The organism is Streptomyces sp. NPDC048636 (assembly GCF_040650655.1).
GTDB lineage: Bacteria > Actinomycetota > Actinomycetes > Streptomycetales > Streptomycetaceae > Streptomyces.
Genome location: NZ_JBEZHR010000003.1, coordinates 103,400 through 126,611, shown reverse-complemented (window position 1 = coordinate 126,611; position 23,212 = coordinate 103,400). Strand labels below are relative to the sequence as shown.

The window sequence follows — 23,212 nt, the reverse complement described above, 5'->3', positions numbered from 1 at the left end:
ACGAGGAACCAGAAACCATGGCTATCTTCCTCACCAAGGAAAGCAAGGTCATCGTCCAGGGGATGACCGGGTCCGAGGGCCAGAAGCACACCCGTCGGATGCTCGCCTCGGGCACCAACATCGTCGGTGGCGTGAACCCGCGCAAGGCCGGCACCACCGTTGACTTCGACGGCAACGAGGTCCCGGTCTTCGGCTCCGTCAAGGACGCCATCGACGCCACCGGCGCCGATGTCACGGTCATCTTCGTCCCGGAGAAGTTCACCAAGGACGCGGTCATCGAGGCGATCGACGCCGAGATCCCGCTCGCCGTCGTGATCACCGAGGGCATCGCCGTCCACGACTCGGCCAACTTCTGGGCCTACGCGGGCAAGAAGGGCAACAAGACCCGCATCATCGGCCCGAACTGCCCGGGTCTGATCACGCCGGGTCAGTCGAACGCGGGCATCATCCCGTCCGACATCACCAAGCCCGGCCGTATCGGTCTGGTGTCGAAGTCCGGCACGCTGACCTACCAGATGATGTACGAGCTGCGGGACATCGGCTTCTCGTCCTGCGTCGGCATCGGCGGTGACCCGATCATCGGCACCACCCACATCGACGCCCTGGCCGCCTTCGAGGCCGACCCCGACACCGACCTGATCGTGATGATCGGCGAGATCGGCGGCGACGCCGAGGAGCGGGCCGCGGACTTCATCAAGGCCAACGTCACCAAGCCGGTCGTCGGCTATGTGGCGGGTTTCACCGCCCCCGAGGGCAAGACCATGGGCCACGCGGGCGCGATCGTGTCGGGTTCCTCCGGCACCGCGCAGGCGAAGAAGGAGGCCCTGGAGGCCGCGGGCGTGAAGGTCGGCAAGACCCCGTCCGAGACCGCGCGTCTCGCTCGCGCCGCGCTGGCCGGCTGACGTCGGCGCAGCACCGGTTCCACGGCTCACAGGCGCGGGCCCGCACCCCCATGGGTGGTGCGGGCCCGCGCCTGTGCCGTTGTCCTGCGGGAGCGGTCGGCCGCCTGGCCGTGCCACCCATCCGGCCGTAAGTGAATAAAAGACGCATAAACGGACTAAGCGCGACACGGCGACTAATCGCTTGATGTAGGGATGAAACGGCTGTTATTGGCAGCATGGTCGTCGTGACCCAGACGACCGATCGCAGCCCGACGTTGTCCTCACGCGGCCGTGCCGCGCTCCAGCGTCCCTCCGCCGCCCGGGAGGCATTCCTCGGCGGTGTGGTGGCCGCGGGGCTCGGCCTGGGCGCGTTCTCCGTGGCCGTACTCCTGTTGTGGATCACCTCTCCGTCCCCGGCGAGCAGCCCTGACGGGGCCCTGCATGTCGCCGCCGACCTGTGGCTGCTCGGCCACGGCGCGGAACTCGTCCGCACCGAATCGCTCTCCGGGCATTCGGTGCCCGTCGGACTGCTCCCGCTGCTGATCGGCCTGGTGCCGTGCTGGCTGCTCTACCGGGCCGCCCAGCACGCCGTCTACCAGCAGGAGACCGCCGAGGGCGACGGACAGTGGGTGGCCGAGGGGCCCGCCGGGGATCCGCGTACCGCCTTCGCCTGGGTGACCGGCGGTTATCTGCTGGTCGGCCTGGCGGCCGCGCTCTACGCCGCCTCCGGCCCCTTGCACGTCCACGTGGTCAGCGCGGTGCTGCACCTGCCGTTCGTCGTCGGAGCGGTCGCGGCCCTCGGGGTGTGGGTGGCCGACGGACGGTTCCCGGTGCGGCTCCCGGCCCGGCTGAGGGCCCCGCTCCGGCGGGTCCGGGGCGCCGACCGGGCCGTACGCGCCCTGCGGTGGGTGCGTGGGCGCGGCTGGTGCCGACGCCGTCCGCTGATGGCCGCGCTCCGGGCCGCCGCGAGCTCCCTGGTGGTGCTGCTGGGCTGTGGCGCACTGCTCACCGCCACCTCGATGCTCAGTCACTCCGGCGCCGTCCAGCTGGCGTTCCTCCAGCTCAGCGATGTGTGGACGGGCCGGTTCGCGGTACTGCTGGTCAGCCTGGCCCTGCTGCCGAACGCGATCGTCTGGGGCGCCGCGTACGGCGTCGGTGCCGGATTCGCGGTCGGCGGGGGCAGCGTGATCGCTCCGCTCGGGGTCACCTCGACGCCCAAGCTGCCGGACTTCCCCCTGGTCGCGGCGCTGCCCGACAGCGGGTCGGGCGCCCCGCTGGTGTGGCTGACGGGGATCGCGGCCGGGATGTCGCTGGCCCTCTTCATCGGGATCGCGGCGGCCCGGCGGCTGGGCCGTGGTGACCGCCCCTCCTGGACGCTGGCCGAGACCACGCTGCTGGCCGGGCTGGCGGCGCTGGGCTGTTCCGCCGCGATGGCACTGCTGGCCGCCGTCTCGGGCGGTCCGCTGGGGGTGGGCATCCTCGCCGACCTGGGCCCGAGTTGGTGGCGTACGGGCGGGGCCACGCTCGGCTGGACCGTGCTGATCGGGGTGCCGGGCGCGGTGGTCGTGCGCTGGTTCCGGCTGTACGTCCCGACCCGGGCGACCTGGGGCGAGTGGAAGACGGCCCGGGTGAGGGGCGCGGAGCTGCGTACGCGGAAGCGGCAGGCGCGCGCCTCGGAACGGGCCGCCCGGAAGGCGGAGCGGGAGGCCGTACAGGCGGAGGCGGTCGCCAAGGCGGTGGCGCGGCCGAAGCCCGCGTCGCCCATGGACGACCTCGATCTGCGCAAGGCCATGTCCGAGCCCTGGTGGCAGTGGCTCCGGCCACGCGCCCGGTCCGGGGCGGGCGGAAAGCGGAAGCGGGGGGCGCACCGCCGGGGCGGGGGCGCGGGCCTGGACACGGGTGCGCGCGCCGTGCAGGACGCTGCCCAAGGCGCGGCCCGGGAGCCCGTGAACGGCGTCGGCGGCCCCGCCGACGGCGACCGCGCCGGTCTGAACGGCACGCACGGTGGGAGCGGAGCGAACGGTAAGAACGGCACCGCCGGTAAGAACGGCGCTCCCGCCACGAACGGCGCGGCCGGTAAGAACGGCGTCGCCGGTAACAACAGCACTACGGGCGCGAAGGGCGCTGCCGGTAGGAACGGCGCATCCGCCGCCAACGGCGCTGCTGGTAAGAACGGCACCGCCGGTAGGAACGGCACCCCCGCCACGAATGGCGCGGCCGGTAAGAACGGCGCATCCGCCGCCAACGGCGCCACCGGTAAGAACGGCGCTACGGGCGCCAACGGCGCCCAGGGCGCCAAGGGCGGGCATGGGCGGAACGGGGACGGCGGTGCGGCGGGCGACCGGCCCGGGGCCGCCGCCGAGGCGACGGCCCCGCAGCCCACCCTCGGCACGGCCCCGCACCCGCGCCGTCGGCTGGCCTCCTGGCGTAAGCCCACGGCGTCCGTGGCGGCCGAGCCGTCCACCGCACCGGCGGAGTCGGGCGCGTCCGGTGCCGCCTCCCAGGGCGAGCCCGCGGTGTCGGCGGAGCCCTCGTCAGGCGGCGACGCCCGCCCCGCGGCGGCGGCCAAGGAGGACGGCGCCCGGGACGCGTAGGGCCCCGGGACGCGTAGGGCCCCGGGACACGGCACGGCCCGGCAGGCGGTCGACGCGCCTGCCGGGCCGTGCCGTGTCTCGTCCCGCCCGGTCAGTCCTCGGTGCTGAGCAGCGGCCGCAGCTGCTCGGGCAGCAGGCTCTCGCACTGCTGGCGGGAGGTCTGGGTCAGGGCGTCGTCCACGCAGGTGTAGTAGTCCTGATAGACGAACTGGAGGCTGAAGGTCGCGGCCACGATGCCGAGTGCGAGCGCACCCGTCACCAGACCGCTGATCGCCGCCGTGGACTGCGGCTTCGACCCGGTGGAGCCGGGTGCGGGCAGCCGGGCCGGAGTGGCGCCGGGCGGCGGTGGCGGCGCGTTCAGCGCGGCCTGGGCCGGTGCCGGGGACGGCGCCGGGCGGCGCGGCTTGGCGCGCAGCGAGCTGATGCCCCAGTACAGGGCGAGGGCGCCGAGCAGCAGGGCGATCTCCGGCAGGCTGAACAGCGCGAAGAAGAATCCCCACATGCCCGAGAGCAGGGCGTACCGGGCGCGGCGCTGGGCCGGATCGGTCGGGTCCCAGCGCGGTCCGCTCTGGGTGGGGCCGTTCGGGCGGTTGGCGCCGGGGAGGCCGCCGAAGCCGCCGCTCTGGCGGCCGGGCTGGCGGCTGCTCCACTGGCTGCCCCAGGCCGGGGGCTGCTGTCCGTCCTGGCCGCCGTTCTGCCCGTCCTGTCCGTTCTGGCCGCCCTCGGAGTCGTCCCGGTCGCTGCCGCCGTCCGGGTGCTGACGGGGCTGCCACGGCTGGTCCGGCCTGCCCTCGGGGGGCGGCGCGAACGGATTGTCCTCCGGCCCGCTGCCTCCGGGACCACCGGACGGGGCCCCGGAGGACCCGCCGGGGGAGCCCCCGGGAGCGTCCTCGGACGGGCCGGGGGAGGAGGCGGAGGGCGAGGAGGACGGCGACTGCTGCTCATGCATCAGCGGCGTCGTACGCGACGGGCGGGCGTGCCTCATCGCCGCCCCCCGGTCGAGGCGGGAGTCGGAGTGAGGCGATGAGCCGCGCGGCGGCGTCGGTCCGGCATCTGGAGTGTGTCTTCCCCTTGTGTCGTCGTCCTGCACACCGGGTCCGCGGTCGGCTGGTGCCGGGCGGTTCGGCGGCGCGGGCGCGAGGGTCGTTCCCACGGCGTCAGTTGGATTCGCAGTCCAGACGCTACCTCCCGTGCCCGCCCCCGTCCCCCGGGGGCCGCTTCGTGTGCCGGTATCGTTGCTGACGGTCGGCGGCTTCGTAGAGTTCCCCGGAAATCTCGAACCCACCGCCTTGTACGACCACACAAATGGCAGCACCGCCCGCGAGAAAGATCCACGCCGTGGCCTCCCCGCCTTCCTCCGCCCGCTCCGGGCGCCCCGCCCGCCTCGTCGTACTCGTCTCCGGTTCCGGTACGAACCTTCAGGCGCTGCTCGACGCCATCGCCGCGGAGGGGGTGGCCGGCTACGGCGCCGAGGTGGTGGCCGTCGGCGCCGACCGCGAGGGCATCGCGGGGCTGGAGCGCGCCGAGCGCGCCGGGATCCCCACCTTCGTGTGCCGGGTCAAGGACCACGGCAGCCGGGACGAGTGGGACGCCGCGCTGGCCGAGGCCACCGCCGGGTACGAGCCCGACCTCGTGGTCTCGGCGGGGTTCATGAAGATCCTGGGCAAGGAGTTCCTCGCCCGGTTCGGCGGCCGCTGCGTCAACACCCATCCCGCGCTGCTGCCCAGCTTTCCCGGTGCCCACGGCGTGCGCGACGCGCTCGCGCACGGTGTGCGGGTGACCGGCTGCACCGTCCACTTCGTCGACGACGGCGTCGACACCGGCCCGATCATCGCCCAGGGCGTGGTCGAGGTCCGGGACGAGGACGACGAGTCCGCTCTGCACGAGCGGATCAAGGAAGTCGAGCGTTCGCTGCTCGTCGAGGTCGTGGGGCGCCTGGCGCGTCACGGCTACCGCATTGAGGGACGAAAGGTAAGGATCCCGTGACCGCCGAAGGTACGAAGCGGCCCATCCGCCGCGCGCTGGTCAGCGTCTACGACAAGACGGGGCTCGAGGAGCTGGCCCGCGGGCTGCACACGGCGGGTGTCCAGCTCGTCTCCACCGGCTCGACCGCCGCGAAGATCGCCGCCGCGGGCGTCCCGGTCACCAAGGTCGAGGAGCTGACCGGCTTCCCCGAGTGTCTCGACGGCCGCGTCAAGACGCTGCATCCGCGGGTCCACGCGGGCATCCTCGCCGACCAGCGACTGGAGGCGCACCGCGAGCAGCTGGCCGAGCTGGGCGTCGAGCCGTTCGAGCTGGTGATCGTCAACCTCTATCCGTTCCGCGAGACCGTCGCCTCGGGCGCCTCGCCCGACGAGTGCGTCGAGCAGATCGACATCGGCGGGCCGTCCATGGTCCGCGCCGCCGCCAAGAACCACCCGTCCGTGGCCGTGGTCGTCAACCCCGGGCGTTACGACGAGGTGCTGAAGGCCGTCGGCGACGGCGGTTTCGACCTCGAGCGGCGCAAGCGGCTGGCGGCCGAGGCGTTCCAGCACACCGCCGCGTACGACGTGGCGGTGGCCAACTGGTTCGCCCGGGACTACGCCACGGCCGACGACTCCGGCTTCCCCGAGTTCCTGGGCGCGACCGTCACCCGCGCCGATGTGCTGCGCTACGGCGAGAACCCGCACCAGGCCGCCGCGCTCTACTCCGACGGCTCGGGCAAGGGCCTGGCGCACGCGGAGCAGCTGCACGGCAAGGAGATGTCGTACAACAACTACGTCGACACCGAGGCCGCCCGGCGCGCCGCCCATGACCACGCCGCCCCGTGCGTCGCGATCATCAAGCACGCCAACCCCTGCGGGATCGCGGTCGGCGCGGATGTCGCCGAGGCGCACCGTAAGGCGCACGCGTGCGACCCGCTGTCGGCCTTCGGCGGGGTCATCGCCGTGAACCGCCCGGTCTCGGTCGCCATGGCCGAGCAGGTCGCCGAGATCTTCACCGAGGTCATCGTGGCGCCGGACTACGAGGACGGCGCGGTCGAGGTGCTGGCCCGTAAGAAGAACATCCGCGTGCTGCGCTGCGCCGACGCCCCCGAGGCGACCGTCGAGGAGCGCCCGATCGAGGGCGGCGCGCTGGTCCAGGCCAAGGACCGGTTCCAGGCCGAGGGCGACAACCCGGCGCACTGGACCCTGGCCACCGGGGAGGCACTGGACGCCGACGGCCTCGCCGAGCTGTCCTTCGCCTGGCGCGCCTGCCGCGCGGTGAAGTCCAACGCGATCCTGCTGGCCAAGGACGGTGCCACGGTCGGCGTCGGCATGGGCCAGGTCAACCGCGTCGACTCGGCCAAGCTGGCCGTGGAGCGGGCGGGCGAGGAGCGGGCGAGCGGTGCGTACGCCGCCTCCGACGCCTTCTTCCCCTTCCCGGACGGTTTCGAGGTACTGGCCCGCGCCGGGGTCACCGCCGTGGTGCAGCCGGGCGGCTCGGTCCGTGACGAGCAGGTCGTGGAGGCCGCGCGGACGGCGGGCGTGACGATGTACTTCACCGGTACCCGCCACTTCTTCCACTGAGCGGTCTCGCGGCACCGTCCCCGTCACCAGGGCCGCACCCCCGGGCCGGGGGTGCGGCCTTTGCGCGGCCCGCGGCCCGTCCGCGCCCGGGCCTTTGCGCGGCCCGTCCGCACCTGATTGGATCCGACGTCCCCGCATCCGGGAGGATGAAAGACATGACCGCCCAGATTCTCGATGGCAAGGCAACCGCAGCCGCGATCAAGTCCGACCTCGTCAAGCGTGTGGAGGCGCTGAAGGCGCAGGGCATCCACCCCGGTCTGGGGACGGTGCTGGTCGGCGAGGACCCCGGCAGCAAGTGGTACGTGGCGGGCAAGCACCGCGACTGCGCCGAGGTGGGCATCGCCTCCATCCGGCGCGATCTGCCGGAGACCGCCACCCAGGAGGAGATCGAGGCGGCGGTCCGCGAGCTCAACGAGGACCCGGAGTGCACCGGGTACATCGTCCAGCTGCCGCTGCCCAAGGGCATCGACACCAACCGCGTGCTGGAGCTGATGGACCCCGCCAAGGACGCCGACGGGCTGCACCCGATGAACCTCGGGCGGCTGGTGCTGAACGAGGCCGGTCCGCTGCCGTGCACCCCCCAGGGCGTCATCCAGCTGCTGCGCCACCACGGTGTGGAGATCAAGGGCGCGCATGTGGTGGTCGTGGGCCGCGGGATCACGGTCGGCCGCTCGATCGGGCTGCTGCTGACCCGGCGCTCCGAGAACGCCACGGTCACCCTGTGCCACACCGGCACCCGCGATCTGCCCTCGGTGCTGCGCCAGGCCGACATCATCGTGGCGGCGGCCGGGGTGCGGCACCTGGTCAAGCCGGAGGACGTCAAGCCGGGCGCCGCGGTGCTGGACGTGGGCGTCAGCCGGGACGAGCACGGCAAGATCGCCGGGGATGTGCACCCGGGGGTGGCCGAGGTCGCGGCGTGGATCTCGCCGAACCCCGGTGGGGTGGGCCCGATGACCCGTGCCCAGCTGCTGGTCAACGTGGTGGAGGCCGCCGAGGGCGCGGCGGCGGACGGCGGTGGTGGTCGTCATGACGGCTGAGGCGAGCGAACCGGCGGCGGCCGAGCCGCAGACCGGGCCGCCCGCGCGGAAGTCGCGGCGCTTCCCGCTGATCACCCGGGACACCGCGCGTCCGGAGGGCGGTGGCCGGGCGGCGTCCGGCGGCGCCCCCGCGCCGGTGCGCCAGTGGCCGCTGCTCGTGGTGATGGGCGGAGTCGGGATCGGGCTGATGATCGTCGCCCTGGACGCGTTCCGGGCTGGCACGGTGGTGATCGGGCTCTCGCTGCTGGCGGGCGCGGTGCTGCGGTGGGCGCTGCCGGAGGTCGGGATGCTCGCGGTGCGGTCGCGCTTCACCGACATGCTGACGTACGGACTGCTGGGCGCGTTGATCGTGCTGCTGTCCCTGATGGCCCAGCCGGATCCCTGGTTGACGATTCCGTTCCTGGAGGATCTGGTGCACTTCACGGTGCGTTAGCGGAACGGTTCCCGGACGAGCGGTGTCCAGGACGAACGTTGTCCCGGACGAACGGCGGTCCGTCCTCTCCCCCGTGGGAGGACGGGCCGCCGTTCGTCGTGGGCGGGTCTTCCTGACCCGGCGACGGTCCGTCCTCTCCCCCGAGGAAGGACGGACCGTCCGGTCCTCAGGGTTGTGTGTCGGCTGTGCGGGATCAATGGACGTCGGCGGCCTGTGGCGCGGAAGTGACCATTCCGGTACGAGTTCTCGGCTGCGCAACGATGAGCTGGGGCGCAAGAGTGCGTACGGCGTATGTCCAGAGCCACAATGCGCCCCCGGTGGAGGAACTGACATCCTGGACCACGGCATCCTCCTGAGTGGGGAATTCGGATCCCCGGGGTGCCAATCGCAGGACCAGCACAGGAGATTCACCGGAACCACACGGGGGGAACAGGGGGAGGCAATGCCTCGCTGGAGGGAGCTGCCGGAAGAACTCGACCCGCAGGTGCGGGAGTTCACCGGTCAGCTGCGCAGGATCGTCGACCGCAGCGGCATGAGCGTGGTGGCCATCGCCGACCGCACCGGCTACAGCAAGACCTCATGGGAGCGGTACCTCAACGGGCGGCTGCTGCCGCCGCAGCGCGCGGTGGAGACCTTCGCCGAGGCGACCGGCGCCGGGGCACATCACCTCATCACCCTGTGGGACCTGGCGGAGCGGGCCTGGAGCCGCTCCGAGAACCGGCATGACGTGACGATGGAGGCCATCAGCGTCGCCCAGGCGCGGGCCGCCATCGAGGAGTTCGCCCCGGAGCGGGAGACGGGACGGGGCAGGAAGACCGCCCAGCGGGCCGAGAAGGCCGAGAAGGCAGCCGAGAAGGCTGACACGGCCGAGGAACCGGCGCGGACGGAGCGGAAGCGACGGGCCGTCACCCCGCCCGGACCCGAGCAGCCGCTGTTGCCCACCGCCCCGGCCGCCCCGGCCGCGTTCACCGCCCCGGCCGCCGCCGCGCCGACGGCGCCGTACCCGGGCACCGCCCCCGCCGCCCCCGCCGCCCCCGCCGCGCCCCCGGTTCCGGATCCGCCCGCGGGCGAAGCGGACGCGAAGGGCGGCCGCCGCCGGATCGCGCTGTTCGCCGGGGGCGCCGTGGGCTCGCTGCTGCTCGTCGCCGGGGCCGTGTTCCTGGTCGGCACGGGCGACGGCGACGGCAAACCGGCCGCGGCCCCGAAGACCGCCCCGGCCACCACCGCGCCCAGCCTGCCCCGCGGTGTGAAGTGCGCGGGGGAGGGCTGCGCCGGCAAGGACCCGGAGGCCATGGGCTGCGGCGGCGCGAAGGCGACCAGCTCCGCCAACCTCACCGTGGGCACCGCCTACGTCGAGGTCCGCTACAGCGAGACCTGTGGCGCGGCCTGGGCCCGGATCACCCGGGCCGCCCCGGGCGGCGAGATACGGGTCACCGCTCCGGGCGGGGGCGGCGGTGCGGGGGCCAGCCAGCGCGGCGAGGTCAACGCCGACGGGGAGGCGTACACCCGGATGGTTCCGGTGAAGGCCACCGCGCAGGCCACCGCCTGCGCCACGCTCGCCAGCGGGGAGCGCGGCTGTACGGACCCTGCCGCGAACGGGTGAAGGGGGCTTTCGGAACCCGTCCGGACGATTTTGGATTCGGGGGGAATGAGCCCGGGGAATCGGGGCAGACGCAGGCCGACCCCCCCACGGGTGCGGCTATGGGCGGCCGCCTGCACTCCCCCTCCTGGCAGGCGGCCGCCCAAGCGTTGTGCGGTGAGCTCCAGGCGCTCTGCGGTGAGCAGGGACACAGTGGCCCGGGAGACCGGGCTCGCGATGCCGTCGGATAGCCTGGCGCAGGTATCTCGACACCAAGAGATCTTGACAGTAAACACAGCGCAGGAGACCGCCATGACCCGCACTCCCGTCAATGTCACCGTCACCGGCGCGGCAGGCCAGATCGGCTACGCGCTGCTCTTCCGCATCGCCTCCGGTCAGCTGCTCGGCCCGGACGTGCCGGTCGCGCTGCGTCTCCTGGAGATCCCACAGGGACTGAAGGCCGCCGAGGGCACCGCGATGGAGCTCGACGACTGTGCCTTCCCGCTGCTGCACGGCATCGACATCTCCGACGACCCGAACGTGGCCTTCGCCGGTGCCAATGTGGCGCTGCTCGTCGGTGCCCGTCCGCGCACCAAGGGCATGGAGCGGGGCGACCTGCTCGAGGCCAACGGCGGCATCTTCAAGCCGCAGGGCAAGGCCATCAACGACCACGCCGCGGACGACATCAAGGTCCTCGTGGTCGGCAACCCGGCCAACACCAACGCGCTCATCGCGCAGGCCGCCGCCCCGGACGTACCGGCCGAGCGCTTCACCGCGATGACCCGGCTGGACCACAACCGCGCCCTGTCGCAGCTGTCGAAGAAGACCGGTGTCCCGGTCTCCGAGATCACGAAGCTGACGATCTGGGGCAACCACTCCGCCACCCAGTACCCGGACGTCTTCCACGCCGAGGTCGCGGGCAAGAACGCCGCCGAGGTCGTCAACGACGAGCAGTGGCTGGCCGACACCTTCATCCCGACCGTCGCCAAGCGCGGTGCGGCGATCATCGAGGCGCGCGGAGCGTCCTCGGCCGCCTCCGCCGCCAACGCGGCCATCGACCACGTCCACACCTGGGTGAACGGCACCGGCGCCGGTGACTGGACCTCCGCCGGTGTGGTCTCCGACGGCTCCTACGGGGTGCCGGAGGGTCTGATCTCGTCCTTCCCGGTCACCGCGAAGGACGGCAAGTTCGAGATCGTCCAGGGCCTGGACATCAACGAGTTCTCGCGCACCCGGATCGACTCCTCCGTCAAGGAGCTCGAGGAGGAGCGCGAGGCGGTTCGCGGTCTCGGCCTCATCTGACGCCTGAGCCCCGCCTGTTCTCCGTCGGGCAGCCATCCGAAGGGTCACACTCCGGTATTCACTCCGGAGTGTGACCCTTCGGCCATTCCCTGTGATCGCGGCGCATTCTCCCCTACCGTGGGAGGAGTTGACGCCGGCCTCGGGGGGAGAGCATGGCCAGGGACGGTCGCGCCGATCACGCCGTACGTCTGCCGCGTTCGCGGCCGGATCCCGCGCACCCAGTCTCTCCCTCCCCTGCATCACCCTCACCCCACACCAGCGGCGAGGCGACCCGGCTGCTGTGCGCGGGCACCTATCTCGACGACGACTTCCGGGACGCCGTGGTGGACGAGTTGTTCGTCCACGAGGAGCGCTCCGTGGCGCCGTCCCTCGGGATCGACGCGGCCCGGGTGCTCGCCCACGCATTGCGCGCCCGCCGTCTGGAGGCCGGGTGGACGGCGCTGCTGGCGGCGTTATGGCTGCTGGACTTCCTGCTCGCCAAGGGCTTCTGCTATGCCTTTCTGCTGTCCAGCGCGCTGCTGCTGCTGTCCAGCTGGGCCAGGGGCGGCGCCGCCGGTCCCTTCCGCGCCGACTATCCCGGGGCCGACCGGGTCCGGCTCTACCGGCGGCGGCTGGCCGCGGTGCTGCGGCTGGCCGGTTGGCTGACGCTGATCGCCTATCTGGCCAGCGCCCTTGAGCTGGCCCTCGCCGACGATCCGGATCCCGGCGGGCTGCCTGTCGCGCTGCCGATGGAGCTGCTGGCCGGGGCGGATTCCACCGCCGCCTGGTTCGCCCTGCTGATCCCCGCCGCGATGGCCGGTGCGGTCGCCCTGCACCGGGAGCATGTGGCCCGGGTGCTGGCCACCGAGTTGGAGCCGGTCACCTTCGCCGACTCCGGCGCGGATCCGGCCGAGCGGTATGACGGCACACGCTTCCAGCGGGTGCGCGCCCTGATCCGGCGTGAGCAGCACGCACCGGTGATCCTCTACCACGATCAGCACCCCTTCCTCGGCGCGGGCACCGCCCATGCCACCTGGACCCTGGCGGTGGAGCTGCGCCCGCGGGAGGGCGCCACCGCCGTACCGCTCGACAATCGCGTGATCCTGGAGCGGATCCGCCCGCTGGTGGAGGCGTTGCGCGCGCCCTCCGCCGGGCGGTCCGCCGAGGGCGCCGTCCGGGACCGGCTGCGCGGTCTTGAGCTGGACGAGTGCGTGTTCCTCAAGGTCACCGGATTACGCAGCCGCTCCTTCGTGCCGTACGGCGAGGCGGACTTCGCCCGGGAGCGGGCCGAAGCCGTCGAGGAGGGCGGGGAGATCCGCCGCCACTTCCTGCGGATCCGCGTCGGGGCGTGGCGGGAAGAGGTCGTGGTCACCGTCTTCGTCCGGGTGCACACCCAAGGCGGCATGCTGATGCTGGAGTTCGCGCCCCATGTGCTGCGCCCGATCCGGCCGGAGTTCCGCGCGGTCGACCGGCTCTCCGATACCCACCGCCGGGGCGGGCTGCCGGGCAAGGCGGTCTGGGCGCTGGGCCGCACCCCGACGGCGGCGGGGTGGGCGCTGATCCATCTCTTCCGGTCGGCCGCCTTCCTCTGGCGGATGTACGCGGGCGGTTATGACGCCGCGATCCCCGACGGCCCCTGGGCGTCGGTGCGTGAGCTGGGCAGTGACAGCGGGGCCTCGCTGTTCCAGGAGATGGACGTCAGCCGCTATCTGAAGAGCGTCGAGGACCGGGTGGCCAATGGCGTCCGGCAGGCGCTGGCCGAAGCCGGTTGGGAGACCGGCGAGTTCGAGCAGAAGGTCATCAACGTCAGCGGCGGCGGCATCTTCATCGAGTCCGCCGAGAACAGCGCCTTCGGCTTCGGCGACCACAACACGATCAGCAATACCCCACGCAAGAGAGCGGGAGGCAGCCATGACGACGGCTGACACGGACGGCGAGCAGGGTACGGCGGGCGGCGGGTTCACGGATGGCGGGGCCGCAGGCGGCGGCTCCACGGGCGGCGGTGGCGGCGGGCGGCAGTTCGGGGATATCCGCATCGGCAGTGTGCGCGGCAGCGCGGTCGGCTTCGGCGACCACAATCATGTGGTGAACGCGCCGGGGGGCGAGGCGCCCTGCGATCCGGCGTATGAGGAGCTGCTGGAGGCGGTCCGGCAGCTGGCCGCCGATCTGGAGCGGATGGTCCCCGGGCCGGAGGTCCAGGCGCTCTCCAATGAACTGGCCACCGCCCAGGAGGAGATCCTGCGCACCGGCCGGGCCGGGGTCGGGCGGCTGGCCCGGATGCGCGCCCTGCTCCAGGACGCCAGCGTCAGCATCGGCATGCTGGCCTCGGGCGTCGCCGTGGGGCAGGCGGTCGGCGCGCTGCTGGGCGGCTGAGATGACCACCCCGGGCGGCGGGCACGGCCCCCGCTGGGACGAGGAGGCGCAGCACTGGATGGGGGAAGGCACGGAGCCACCGGCTCCGGGCGGCGGAGCGCCCTGGCCTTATCAGGGTGTGGTGCTGCTGTCCGTGCTCGCCGTGCTGCTGGTCGGCGGAATCGGCTTCGGCGTCTGGAAGCTGGTGGACGGGGACGGCGGCGATGACCCGGTCCGGAGCGGTTCCACCGCGAGCGCGGAATGGCCCGGTGGGGACGGTGTGCCCGTTCCATCGGCCTCCCCGTCGTTCGTCCCCTCGTCCGAACCCTCGTCGGCGCCCTCGTCCGTATCGCCGTCGGTCTCCTCGGACGGGGGCCCGGACGCGGGCGGTGCGCCACCGGCGGGTTATGCGCGCACCAGGGATCCGGAGGGGTTCACCCTCGATGTCCCGGTGGGCTGGCAGCGTGTGAAGCGCGATACGGGCGTGTTCTACGAGTCGTCCGACGCCAGCAGTCTGATCCAGGTGTTCGCGCTGACCGAGCCGGAGGTCACTCCGTACGAGGCGCTGCGGAAGGCGGAGACGGGGCTGAAGCAGAGCCCCGGCTACCACCGTTACCGGCTGGAGCGGCTCGGTCCCGGCGCGGGGGCGGACGCCGAGCTCGAATACGGCTACCGCAGTGAGAAGTTCGGCAAGCGCCGCATCCTCGACCGCGCCTTCTCCGGCCGGAACGGAGTGCAGTACGCGGTGCTGGTGGCGGGCCCGGCCGAGGACTGGCCGGACCAGCGGAAGCGGCAGGGGATCGTGCTCAACGCCTTCTGCCCCACCGCGTACTGCCCGGCGGGGTCGGACACCCCCTAGGGCATCCGGCGAAGTATCCGGTATCGAGACGGTGGCAGAGCGGGCGATGTCCCTCATACTGGGTTCTCCGTATGTCGGCTAACTCGCCTTATCGGCAGAAGAGTTCCGCTATGGGGGGCGTTCATGGAGCACGGGGGGCCGGGGGACCGGCAGCAGGGGCCGGACGGTGAGGGACAGCGGCCGGACGCCGCATGGCAGTGGGAGGAGCCCCCGCCGGCCGGTGCGCCGCAGTGGGAGCCGCCACCGCCTCCGCCGGTGGCGGGTGCCGACGCCCGTCGGGTCCTCCAGGCGCTGGCCGTCGCGGTCTTCCTGTCCGTGGGGGCCGCGTTCTCCGGCTGGGTGGCGTTCGGGGATGACGGGGACACCGGATACCGGGCCGGTCCGCTGCCGGGGGTGACCGAGAGCCCCTCGCCGACCGCGGCCCCGGACGTCCCGTCGCCGGACAGCCTGCCCACACCCGCCCCCGAGACCGGGGCGCCCACGGATGTGCCCACGGATCTGCCGGGGGTGCCCTCGCCGTCGGCCACCCCGTTCGGGACGCCGTCCTCCCCGTCCTCCTCCTCGCCGTCGTTCACCGGAGGCGATCCGCCCGCGGGGTACAGCACCCAGAGCGATCCGGCCGGGTTCCACCTCGCTGTCCCGGACGGCTGGGAGCGCACCGTCGAGGGCCCCAGCGTCTTCTACACCTCGTCCGACGGCAGCACCAAGATCCAGGTCTTCGAGCTGCACGGCCCCGAGGCCACCCCGTACGAGTCGGCCCGGGAGGCCGAGCGGCTGGCCTCCCGCCACCGCGACTATGAGCAGGTCACCCTGGCTCCGCTCGGCACCGCCGCGATGGACCCCGCCGAGCTGGAGTACACGTACCGGAGCACCAGCGACGGCCACCGCCGGATCATGGACCGGCGCTTCTCCGCACCCGGCGGCACGATGTACGCGGTGCTGGTCATCGGTGCTTCCGGGGACCGGGCGAGTGAGCAGGAGGTCCACCAGGCGGCCCTGGACACCTTCTGCCCCACGGCCTACTGCACAGCTTCGTGACCGGACCGCAACCCCCCGTGACGTGAGCCCGGCCACTTTTCCTGATGAAGTACGCATACGTTCGCCCCTTTGGGTTAGGGGTCCTTGTTGCTGGCGTGGCCAGTGGGAAAGACCGCAGAACCGGAAGGCAGAACGACGTGTCGGCAGTCGAGACCATTCATGTGGACGGGGTGTGGCGGGCGGCCGCATCCGGCGCGCAGCGGGAGGTCCTCGACCCCGCGGACGCCAAGACCCTCGCCGTGGTAGCCGAGGGTGGCGCCGAAGACACCGACGCGGCCATCGCCGCCGCGCGGCGCGCCTTCGACCAGGGCCCCTGGCCCGGTACCCCGGTGGCCGAGCGGGCCGCGCTGCTGCGACGCGTGGCCGATCTGCTCCAGCGCGACCGGGAGACCATCGCGCTCATCGAGAGCCGGGACACCGGTAAGACCCTGGAGGAGGGCCGGGTCGACGTCGATGACGTGACCAACGCCTTCCGCTACTTCGCCGAGCTGGTCATGGGCGAATCCGCCGGGCGTGTGGTGGACGCGGGCACCCCCGATGTGCACAGCGTCGTGGTCCATGAGCCGGTCGGCGTCTGCGCGATGATCACCCCCTGGAACTATCCGCTGCTCCAGGCCAGCTGGAAGGTGGCCCCCGCGCTGGCGGCGGGCAACACCTTCGTGATCAAGCCCAGTGAAGTGACCCCGCTGTCCACCGTCCACCTGGTGAAGCTGCTGGCCGAGGCCGGGCTTCCGGACGGTGTGGCCAATGTGGTGACCGGTGCGGGCGACCCCGTCGGCGCCCGGATGTCCGAGCACCCGGATGTGGACCTGGTGTCCTTCACCGGTGGCCTGGTCAGCGGGACCAAGGTGGCCCAGGCCGCCGCGCCGACCGTGAAGAAGGTCGCCCTCGAGCTCGGGGGCAAGAACCCCAATGTGGTCTTCGCCGATGCCTGCGCCACCGCCGAGGGCTTTGACACCGCCGTCGACCAGGCGCTGAACGCCGCGTTCATCCACAGCGGCCAGGTCTGCTCCGCCGGTGCCCGCCTGATCATCGAGGAGTCGGTGCGGGAGCGCTTCGTGGCCGAGCTGGCCCGTCGCGCCGAGAAGATCAAGCTGGGCCGCGGCACCGAGGAGGGCGTCGAATGCGGCCCCCTGGTCTCCGCCCAGCAGCTGGACAAGACCGAGGCGTATGTCGCCTCCGCGCTGGAGGAGGGCGCGCTGCTGCGCTGCGGCGGCAAGCAGCCCGAGGCGTCCTCGGTCCGTCCCGCCACCGGCTACTTCTACCTGCCGACCATCCTCGATCAGTGCCACCGCGAGATGCGGGTGGTGCGCGAGGAGACGTTTGGGCCGATTTTGACGGTCGAGTCCTTCCAGACCGAGGACGAGGCCGTCACACTCGCCAATGACACGGAGTACGGACTCGCCGGCGCCGTCTGGTCCGCCGACACCGCACGGGCCCGCCGCGTCGCCGCGCGGCTGCGGCACGGCACCGTGTGGATCAACGATTACCACCCGTATCTGCCGCAGGCCGAATGGGGCGGATTCGGTAAGTCCGGGGTGGGGCGTGAGCTCGGCCCGTCCGGGCTGGCCGAATACCGGGAGTCCAAGCATGTCTACGAGAACCTGCGGCCCAGCCCGGTGCGCTGGTTCGGCGGCTGACACGTCATCGCCGACGCCCCTTCCGGGCAGCGCCGGGCCCGGTCCGCCCCGAGGACCAGGGTCCGGCCGCGTCCGGTGAGGGCGTCCGGCGGTTCCGCACCGAGATCCACCCCCACCCCCAGGGGCGTCGGCCCCACGGCCCGCGCTGTCGCGGGCCCCTGCAAGACCGCGAGGAGTAACCCCCACCATGTCCGTACCTGAAGGCTACGACTACGTCGTGATCGGCGGCGGCACCGCCGGGTCGGTGATCGCCTCCCGGCTCACGGAGGACCCGGACATCCGCGTCGCCGTCATCGAGGGTGGGCCGACCGACACGGACCGCCCCGATGTCCTCACCCTGCGCCGCTGGCTCGGTCTGCTCGGTGGCGACCTGGATTACGACTACCCCACCACCGAGCAGCCGCGCGGCAACTCCCACATCCGGCACAGCCGGGCGCGGGTGCTCGGCGGATGCTCCTCGCACAACACCCTGATCTCCTTCAAGCCGCTGCCGGGCGACTGGGACGAGTGGGCCGAGGCCGGTGCCGAAGGCTGGGACGCCACGGCCATGGACCCGTACTTCGACCGGCTGCGCAACAACATCGTGGCGGTCGACGAGAAGGACCGGAACGCCATCGCGCGTGACTTCGTCGAGGCCGCCCAGGTCGCCGCCGGGGTGCCGCGGGTGGAGGGCTTCAACAAGAAGCCGTTCCACGAGGGCGTCGGCTTCTTCGACCTCGCCTACCACCCGGAGGACAACAAGCGCTCCTCGGCGTCGGTCGCCTATCTCCACCCCTTCCTGGACCGGCCCAATCTCCATCTGATGCTGGAGACCTGGGCGTACCGGCTGGAGCTGGACGAGACCGGCCGTGCCACCGGGGTGCGGGTGCGCACCAAGGACGGCGAGGAACTCCTGGTCGAGGCGGCGCGCGAAGTGCTGGTCTGCGCGGGCGCGGTGGACACCCCGCGGCTGCTGATGCACTCCGGTATCGGCCCCAAGGCCGATCTGGAGGCGCTGGGCATCCCGGTCGTCCACGATCTGCCGGGCGTCGGCGAGAATCTGCTCGACCACCCCGAGTCGGTGATCGTGTGGGAGACGGACGGCCCGATCCCGGACAACTCCGCGATGGATTCCGACGCGGGTCTGTTCATCCGGCGCGACCCCGAATCCCGGGGTCCGGACCTGATGTTCCACTTCTACCAGATCCCGTTCACCGACAACCCCGAGCGGCTGGGCTACGAGAAGCCCGAGCACGGTGTGTCGATGACCCCCAACATCCCCAAGCCGCGCAGCCGCGGCCGGCTCTACCTCACCAGCGCCGACCCGGCCGTGAAGCCCGCCCTGGACTTCCGCTACTTCACGGACGAGGAGGACTACGACGGCCGCACCCTGGTCGACGGCATCCGGATCGCCCGGGAGATCGCCAAGGCCGAACCGCTCGCGGGCTGGCTGAAGCGCGAAGTGTGCCCCGGGCCGGAGATCACCTCGGACGAGGAGATCAGCGAGTACGCCCGTAAGGTCGCGCACACCGTGTACCACCCGGCGGGCACCTGCCGGATGGGCGCCACCACGGACGAGCAGGCCGTGGTCGGCCCCGACCTGAGGATTCGCGGACTGGACGGCGTACGTATCGCCGACGCGTCCGTGTTCCCCACCATGCCCGCGGTGAACCCGATGATCGGCGTTCTGATGGTGGGCGAGAAGTGCGCAGAACTGCTCACCCAGGACCGGCACCGATCCCGGGACCGAGCCCCGCAACCCGCTCCCGGAGGTGACGCCTGATGTCCGCGACCCTGGTCCCCGAGACCCCCGAAACCCCTGAGAAGTCCGAGAACAACGGCAAGCCCGTGTTCTCCGTCCGTGGCCTGTGGAAGGTCTTCGGACCCAAGGCCGACCGGATACCCGGCTCGGCGGAGGCCGAGCTTTCCGCGGCGGAGCTGCGTGACCGCACCGGCTGCACCGCCGCCGTCCGGGACGTCTCCTTCGACGTCCAGCCGGGCGAGGTCTTCGTGGTCATGGGGCTGTCCGGCTCCGGTAAGTCCACCCTGGTGCGCTGTCTGACCCGGCTGATCGAGCCCACCGCCGGTGAGCTGAGCATCGACGGCGAGGATGTGCTCGCCATGGACAAGAACCGGCTGCGCGATCTGCGCCGCCACCGGGCCGCCATGGTCTTCCAGCACTTCGGACTGCTGCCGCACCGCTCGGTGCTGGACAACGTCGCCTACGGTCTGGAGATCCAGGGCGTGGGCAAGGCCGAACGCCGCGCCAAGGCCGCCGAGGTGGTGGAGAAGGTCGGTCTCACCGGTCTCGAGCGGCGCCGCCCCGGCCAGCTCTCCGGCGGTCAGCAGCAGCGTGTCGGACTCGCCCGCGCCCTCGCGGTCGACCCCGAGGTGCTGCTGTTCGACGAGCCGTTCAGCGCGCTGGACCCGCTCATCCGCCGGGATATGCAGGAAGAGGTCATCCGCCTGCACCACGAAGAGGGCCGCACGATGGTCTTCATCACCCACGACCTCAGCGAGGCGCTGCGGCTCGGCGACCGGATCGCGCTGATGCGCGACGGCGGGATCGTCCAGCTCGGCACCCCCGAGGAGATCGTCGGCTCCCCGGCCGACGACTACGTACGGGACTTCGTCCGCGATGTGCCGCGTGAGCAGGTGCTGACCGTGCGACGGGCGATGCGCCCCGCGGTCGGCGGGGAGGCCGAGGACGGCCCCGCGCTGGCGCCCACCACCACCGTGGCCGACGCGATCGAGGCCGTGGCCAGGACCGGCGGACCGGCCCGCGTCGTCGAGGACGGCCGCTGCCTGGGCGTCGTCGACCACGCCTGTCTGCTCGACGTGGTCGCCGGACTGGACCGCGAGGACGGCCGTGCCAAGGCGGGTGCCGCATGAGAAGAGCGCATCGGGCCGCCGGGGGGCGTGCTGACACCGGGAGGTGTGTATGACCGCCACGACCACGTCCCCGGCCGCCGAGAAGACCGCGGCCCCGCAGACCCCTGAGACCGAGGAGCGGCCGAGCCTGTGGCGGTTGGCCGCCGGTCATCACGCCGTCCGCAAGCTGGCGCTGCTGCTGGTGCTGGCCGCCGTGCTGGTGCCGCTCGCACACGCCACGTGGCACAGCGGAAGCTGGCCGGGCGCGCTGACCGTCGATGTCTCCGGTCCGCTGGAGAAGGCCAGCGACTGGATCCTCGACAACCGCGACAGCCACTGGATCTTCCTCTACTTCTTCGGCCACATCAGCCAGGCCATCATCATCGGCGTCCGCGCCGTCTACGTCGCCCTGCTGGCCCTCGGCTGGGCCGGTGTCACCGCCGGTCTGACCCTGGTCGCCTGGCGGGTCGCCGGGGTGCGGGTCGCGGTGACGACCCTCGTGTCCTTCGCCGTCTGCGGACTGCTGGGCATGTGGGTGCCGACGATGCAGACGCTCGCGCTGATGGCCGTCGCCGTCACCGCGTCCGTCGTCATCGGCGGGCTGCTGGGCCTGGCCGGCGGCCTCTCGGAATGGGCGTACCGGGCGCAACGGCCGGTGCTCGACACCATGCAGGTGCTGCCCGCGTTCGCGTATCTGCTGCCGGTCGTGATGATCTTCGGCAACGGTGTGCCCGGCGCGGTGCTGGCCACCGTGATCTACGCGGCTCCGCCCATGGCCCGGCTCACCGCCCTCGGCCTGCGCGGCGCGGACGCCGGGGTGCTGGAGGCCGTGGCCTCGCTCGGCGCGACCTGGCGGCAGCGACTGATGTCGGCCCGGCTACCGCTGGCCCGCAAGGAACTGCTGCTGGGCGTCAACCAGACGATCATGATGGCGCTGTCCATGGCCGTGATCGCGTCCGTGATCGGTGGTGGCGGTCTCGGTGACCGCGTCTACCAGGCGCTGTCGACCGTCGATGTCGGAAAGGCGCTCGCCGCCGGCATCCCGATCGTCCTGCTCGCCGTCGTGATGGACCGCACCGTCGGATCGGCTGGCGAGCGGCTCGGCGCGCCCCCGGCCGAGGGCGGACCCCGGCTGCTGCGCGGCTGGCCCGCGTGGGCGGGCGTCGCGGTGATCACCGCTGTCATCACCGTCGCCGGACGGCTGATCGGCTCCCAGACCTGGCCGGGCGGCTGGACCGTCGCCATCGAGGAGCCCGTCAACCGGTTCAAGGAATGGATAGTCGACCACCTCTACACCGGAGTGCCGGTCATCGGCGGCACCGCCGACTGGGCCGGGGACTACCTCAAGTGGGTCCTCAACCCGCTGCGCGAGGGGCTTCAGGGCATCCCGTGGTACGGAGTCCTGCTGATCGTCGCGGCACTGGCCTGGCTGGTCGGCACCTGGGCCACCGCGCTGACCGCCACCGGCGCCATGGCCGCGATCGGCGTGCTCGGCGTGTGGCAGTCGTCCTTGGACACCCTGTCCCAGGTGCTGGCGGCCGTCGTCGTCACGCTGATCCTCGGTTTCGCGATCGGCATCTGGGCCGCGCGCAGCGCGCGGCTGGAGCGGCTGCTGCGACCGGTGTTGGACGTGTGCCAGACGATGCCGCAGTTTGTGTATCTGATCCCCGTGGTCGCGCTGTTCGACGTCGGCCGCGCCCCGGCGGCGGCAGCGGCCATCGTCTACGCGCTGCCCGCCGTCATCCGCATCACCACCCAGGGGCTCCGGAACGTCGACCCGGCCGCGCTGGAGGCGGCGCGCTCGCTCGGCGCCACCCGGGGGCAGCAGTTGCGCCAGGTCCAGTTGCCGCTGGCCCGCCCGGCACTGCTGCTCGCCGTCAACCAGGGTGTGGTGCTGGTGCTGGCCGTGGTCGTCATCGGCAGCCTGGTCGGCTCGGGCGCGCTCGGCTACGACGTGCTGTTCGGCCTGGCGCAGGGCGATCTGGCCACCGGTCTGGTCGCGGGTGCGGCGATCGTCTGCCTCGGTCTGATGCTGGACCGGGTGACACAGCCGACCTCCCGGCGTGAGAAGAAGGGGTCCTGACATGGCACGCACACGGAACAAGGTGCTGATGGCCGCCCTCGGGACCTCGGTCCTGCTCACCGCGACCGGCTGCGGCGCGGCGGACATGAGCAAGCAGTCCTCGCCGTACGCCAATGTGGGCGGCGCGAAGAGCGTGACGCTCTCCGTCCAGTCCTGGGTCGGGGCACAGGCCAACGTGGCCGTCGCCCAGTATCTGCTGGAGCATGAGCTGGGCTACCACGTCGACACCGTCCAGGTGGACGAGATTCCGGCGTGGGACGCGCTGAGCCAGGGCCGGGTGGACGCCATCCTGGAGGACTGGGGCCACCCGGAGCAGGAACAGCGCTACGTCAAGGACAAGAAGACGATCGCGAAGGGCAGAGGTCTCGGTGTCACCGGCCATATCGGCTGGTTCGTGCCGAAGTACTTCGCCGACAAGCATCCGGACGTCCTGGACTGGAGGAACCTCAACAAGTACGCGAAGACCTTCCGCACCGCGGAGAGCGGCGGCAAGGGCCAGCTCCTGGACGGTTCGCCGTCCTATGTCACCAATGACAAGGCGCTGGTGGAGAACCTGAAGCTGAACTACCAGGTGATCTTCGCGGGTTCGGAAGCGGCGCAGATCACCCAGATAAAGCAGTTCGCCAAGGCGAAGAAGCCGTTCCTGACCTACTGGTACGAGCCGCAGTGGCTGTTCAACCAGGTGCCGATGGTCGAGGTGAAGCTGCCGAAGTACACGGACAAGTGCGCCGAGAAGGGCGCCGAGGATCCGAAGAGCTTCGACTGCGCGTACCCGACCACGCCGCTTCAGAAGTACCTCAACGCTGACTTCGCGAAGGAGGGCGGCAAGGCGGCGGCGTTCCTGAAGAAGTTCCACTGGACGAAGGACGACCAGAACGAGGTCTCGGAGATGGTGGCTTCGGACGGTCTCTCCGCGCAGGACGCGGCCGAGAAGTGGGTCAAGAAACACCCGGAGGTGTGGAAGAAGTGGCTGCCGTGACGCAGTCGCGGTGACCCGGTTTCCATGCTGCGCGCCCCCGCCGGTCGATGACCGGCGG

General features: G+C 72.0%; 18 protein-coding genes. 17 read left to right on the top strand and 1 reads right to left on the bottom strand.

Translation table 11 applies throughout. The features are described from left to right. Positions 1–17: 17 nt before the first annotated feature. Positions 18–902, top strand: coding sequence for a succinate--CoA ligase subunit alpha (sucD, locus tag AB0C66_RS11165; RefSeq protein WP_362435868.1), 885 nt, complete (start codon positions 18–20; stop codon positions 900–902). 224 nt (positions 903–1,126) lie between these two features. Then, entirely contained in the window at positions 1,127–3,475 is a 2,349-nt protein-coding gene (locus AB0C66_RS11160; protein WP_362435866.1) for a DUF6350 family protein, read from the top strand. Positions 3,476–3,566: 91 nt separating this feature from the next. Here the strand turns inward: AB0C66_RS11160 and AB0C66_RS11155 are convergent, their stop codons facing one another. Beyond that, entirely contained in the window at positions 3,567–4,424 is an 858-nt protein-coding gene (locus tag AB0C66_RS11155) for a hypothetical protein (RefSeq protein WP_362435864.1), read from the bottom strand. Between the two features lie 356 nt (positions 4,425–4,780). Between AB0C66_RS11155 and purN the strand changes: the two genes are divergently transcribed. The 15 genes from purN to AB0C66_RS11080 all read left to right on the top strand — a co-directional run bounded on the left by purN (position 4,781) and on the right by AB0C66_RS11080 (position 23,154). Beyond that, positions 4,781–5,461: a phosphoribosylglycinamide formyltransferase gene (gene purN, locus AB0C66_RS11150; RefSeq protein ID WP_362435862.1), complete on the top strand. Its 681-nt coding sequence runs from the start codon at positions 4,781–4,783 to the stop codon at positions 5,459–5,461. Further along, positions 5,458–7,023, top strand: coding sequence for a bifunctional phosphoribosylaminoimidazolecarboxamide formyltransferase/IMP cyclohydrolase (purH, locus tag AB0C66_RS11145; protein ID WP_362435860.1), 1,566 nt, complete (start codon positions 5,458–5,460; stop codon positions 7,021–7,023). Before purN ends, purH begins: the two co-directional genes overlap by 4 nt. A gap of 155 nt (positions 7,024–7,178) precedes the next feature. Next, on the top strand, positions 7,179–8,060 hold the full coding sequence (locus AB0C66_RS11140) for a bifunctional methylenetetrahydrofolate dehydrogenase/methenyltetrahydrofolate cyclohydrolase (protein ID WP_362435858.1): 882 nt from the start codon (positions 7,179–7,181) through the stop codon (positions 8,058–8,060). Further along, entirely contained in the window at positions 8,050–8,493 is a 444-nt protein-coding gene (locus AB0C66_RS11135; RefSeq protein ID WP_362435856.1) for a DUF3017 domain-containing protein, read from the top strand. Before AB0C66_RS11140 ends, AB0C66_RS11135 begins: the two co-directional genes overlap by 11 nt. Positions 8,494–8,935: 442 nt before the next feature. Further along, entirely contained in the window at positions 8,936–10,096 is a 1,161-nt protein-coding gene (locus AB0C66_RS11130; RefSeq protein ID WP_362435854.1) for a DUF2690 domain-containing protein, read from the top strand. Between the two features lie 288 nt (positions 10,097–10,384). Then, positions 10,385–11,374 (top strand): malate dehydrogenase, encoded by a 990-nt coding sequence (locus AB0C66_RS11125; protein ID WP_362435852.1) that lies wholly within the window; start codon positions 10,385–10,387, stop codon positions 11,372–11,374. A 152-nt stretch (positions 11,375–11,526) separates the two neighbouring features. Next, positions 11,527–13,278: a hypothetical protein gene (locus AB0C66_RS11120; protein WP_362435850.1), complete on the top strand. Its 1,752-nt coding sequence runs from the start codon at positions 11,527–11,529 to the stop codon at positions 13,276–13,278. After that, the gene (locus AB0C66_RS11115) at positions 13,265–13,726 is read left to right on the top strand and encodes a hypothetical protein (protein ID WP_362435848.1); all 462 of its coding nucleotides are present in this window, start codon (positions 13,265–13,267) and stop codon (positions 13,724–13,726) included. Before AB0C66_RS11120 ends, AB0C66_RS11115 begins: the two co-directional genes overlap by 14 nt. 1 nt (position 13,727) lies before the next feature. Next, positions 13,728–14,564, top strand: a complete 837-nt coding sequence (locus AB0C66_RS11110) for a hypothetical protein (protein ID WP_362435846.1) — start codon at positions 13,728–13,730, stop codon at positions 14,562–14,564. A gap of 123 nt (positions 14,565–14,687) precedes the next feature. Then, positions 14,688–15,602: a serine/arginine repetitive matrix protein 2 gene (locus tag AB0C66_RS11105; protein ID WP_362435844.1), complete on the top strand. Its 915-nt coding sequence runs from the start codon at positions 14,688–14,690 to the stop codon at positions 15,600–15,602. 137 nt (positions 15,603–15,739) lie between these two features. Beyond that, positions 15,740–17,242, top strand: a complete 1,503-nt coding sequence (locus AB0C66_RS11100) for an aldehyde dehydrogenase family protein (RefSeq protein WP_362435842.1) — start codon at positions 15,740–15,742, stop codon at positions 17,240–17,242. 187 nt (positions 17,243–17,429) lie between these two features. Next, the gene (locus AB0C66_RS11095; protein WP_362435840.1) at positions 17,430–19,004 is read left to right on the top strand and encodes a GMC oxidoreductase; all 1,575 of its coding nucleotides are present in this window, start codon (positions 17,430–17,432) and stop codon (positions 19,002–19,004) included. After that, positions 19,004–20,113 carry a glycine betaine/L-proline ABC transporter ATP-binding protein gene (locus AB0C66_RS11090; protein ID WP_362435838.1) on the top strand — a complete coding sequence of 370 codons (1,110 nt, stop codon included), beginning with the start codon at positions 19,004–19,006 and terminating at the stop codon, positions 20,111–20,113. The genes AB0C66_RS11095 and AB0C66_RS11090 overlap by 1 nt, the downstream gene beginning before the upstream one ends. Positions 20,114–20,162: 49 nt before the next feature. Then, positions 20,163–22,175 (top strand): ABC transporter permease subunit, encoded by a 2,013-nt coding sequence (locus tag AB0C66_RS11085; RefSeq protein ID WP_362435836.1) that lies wholly within the window; start codon positions 20,163–20,165, stop codon positions 22,173–22,175. Between the two features lies 1 nt (position 22,176). Further along, complete coding sequence (locus AB0C66_RS11080; protein WP_362435834.1) at positions 22,177–23,154, top strand: ABC transporter substrate-binding protein; 978 nt, start codon at positions 22,177–22,179, stop codon at positions 23,152–23,154. Positions 23,155–23,212 lie beyond the last annotated feature (58 nt).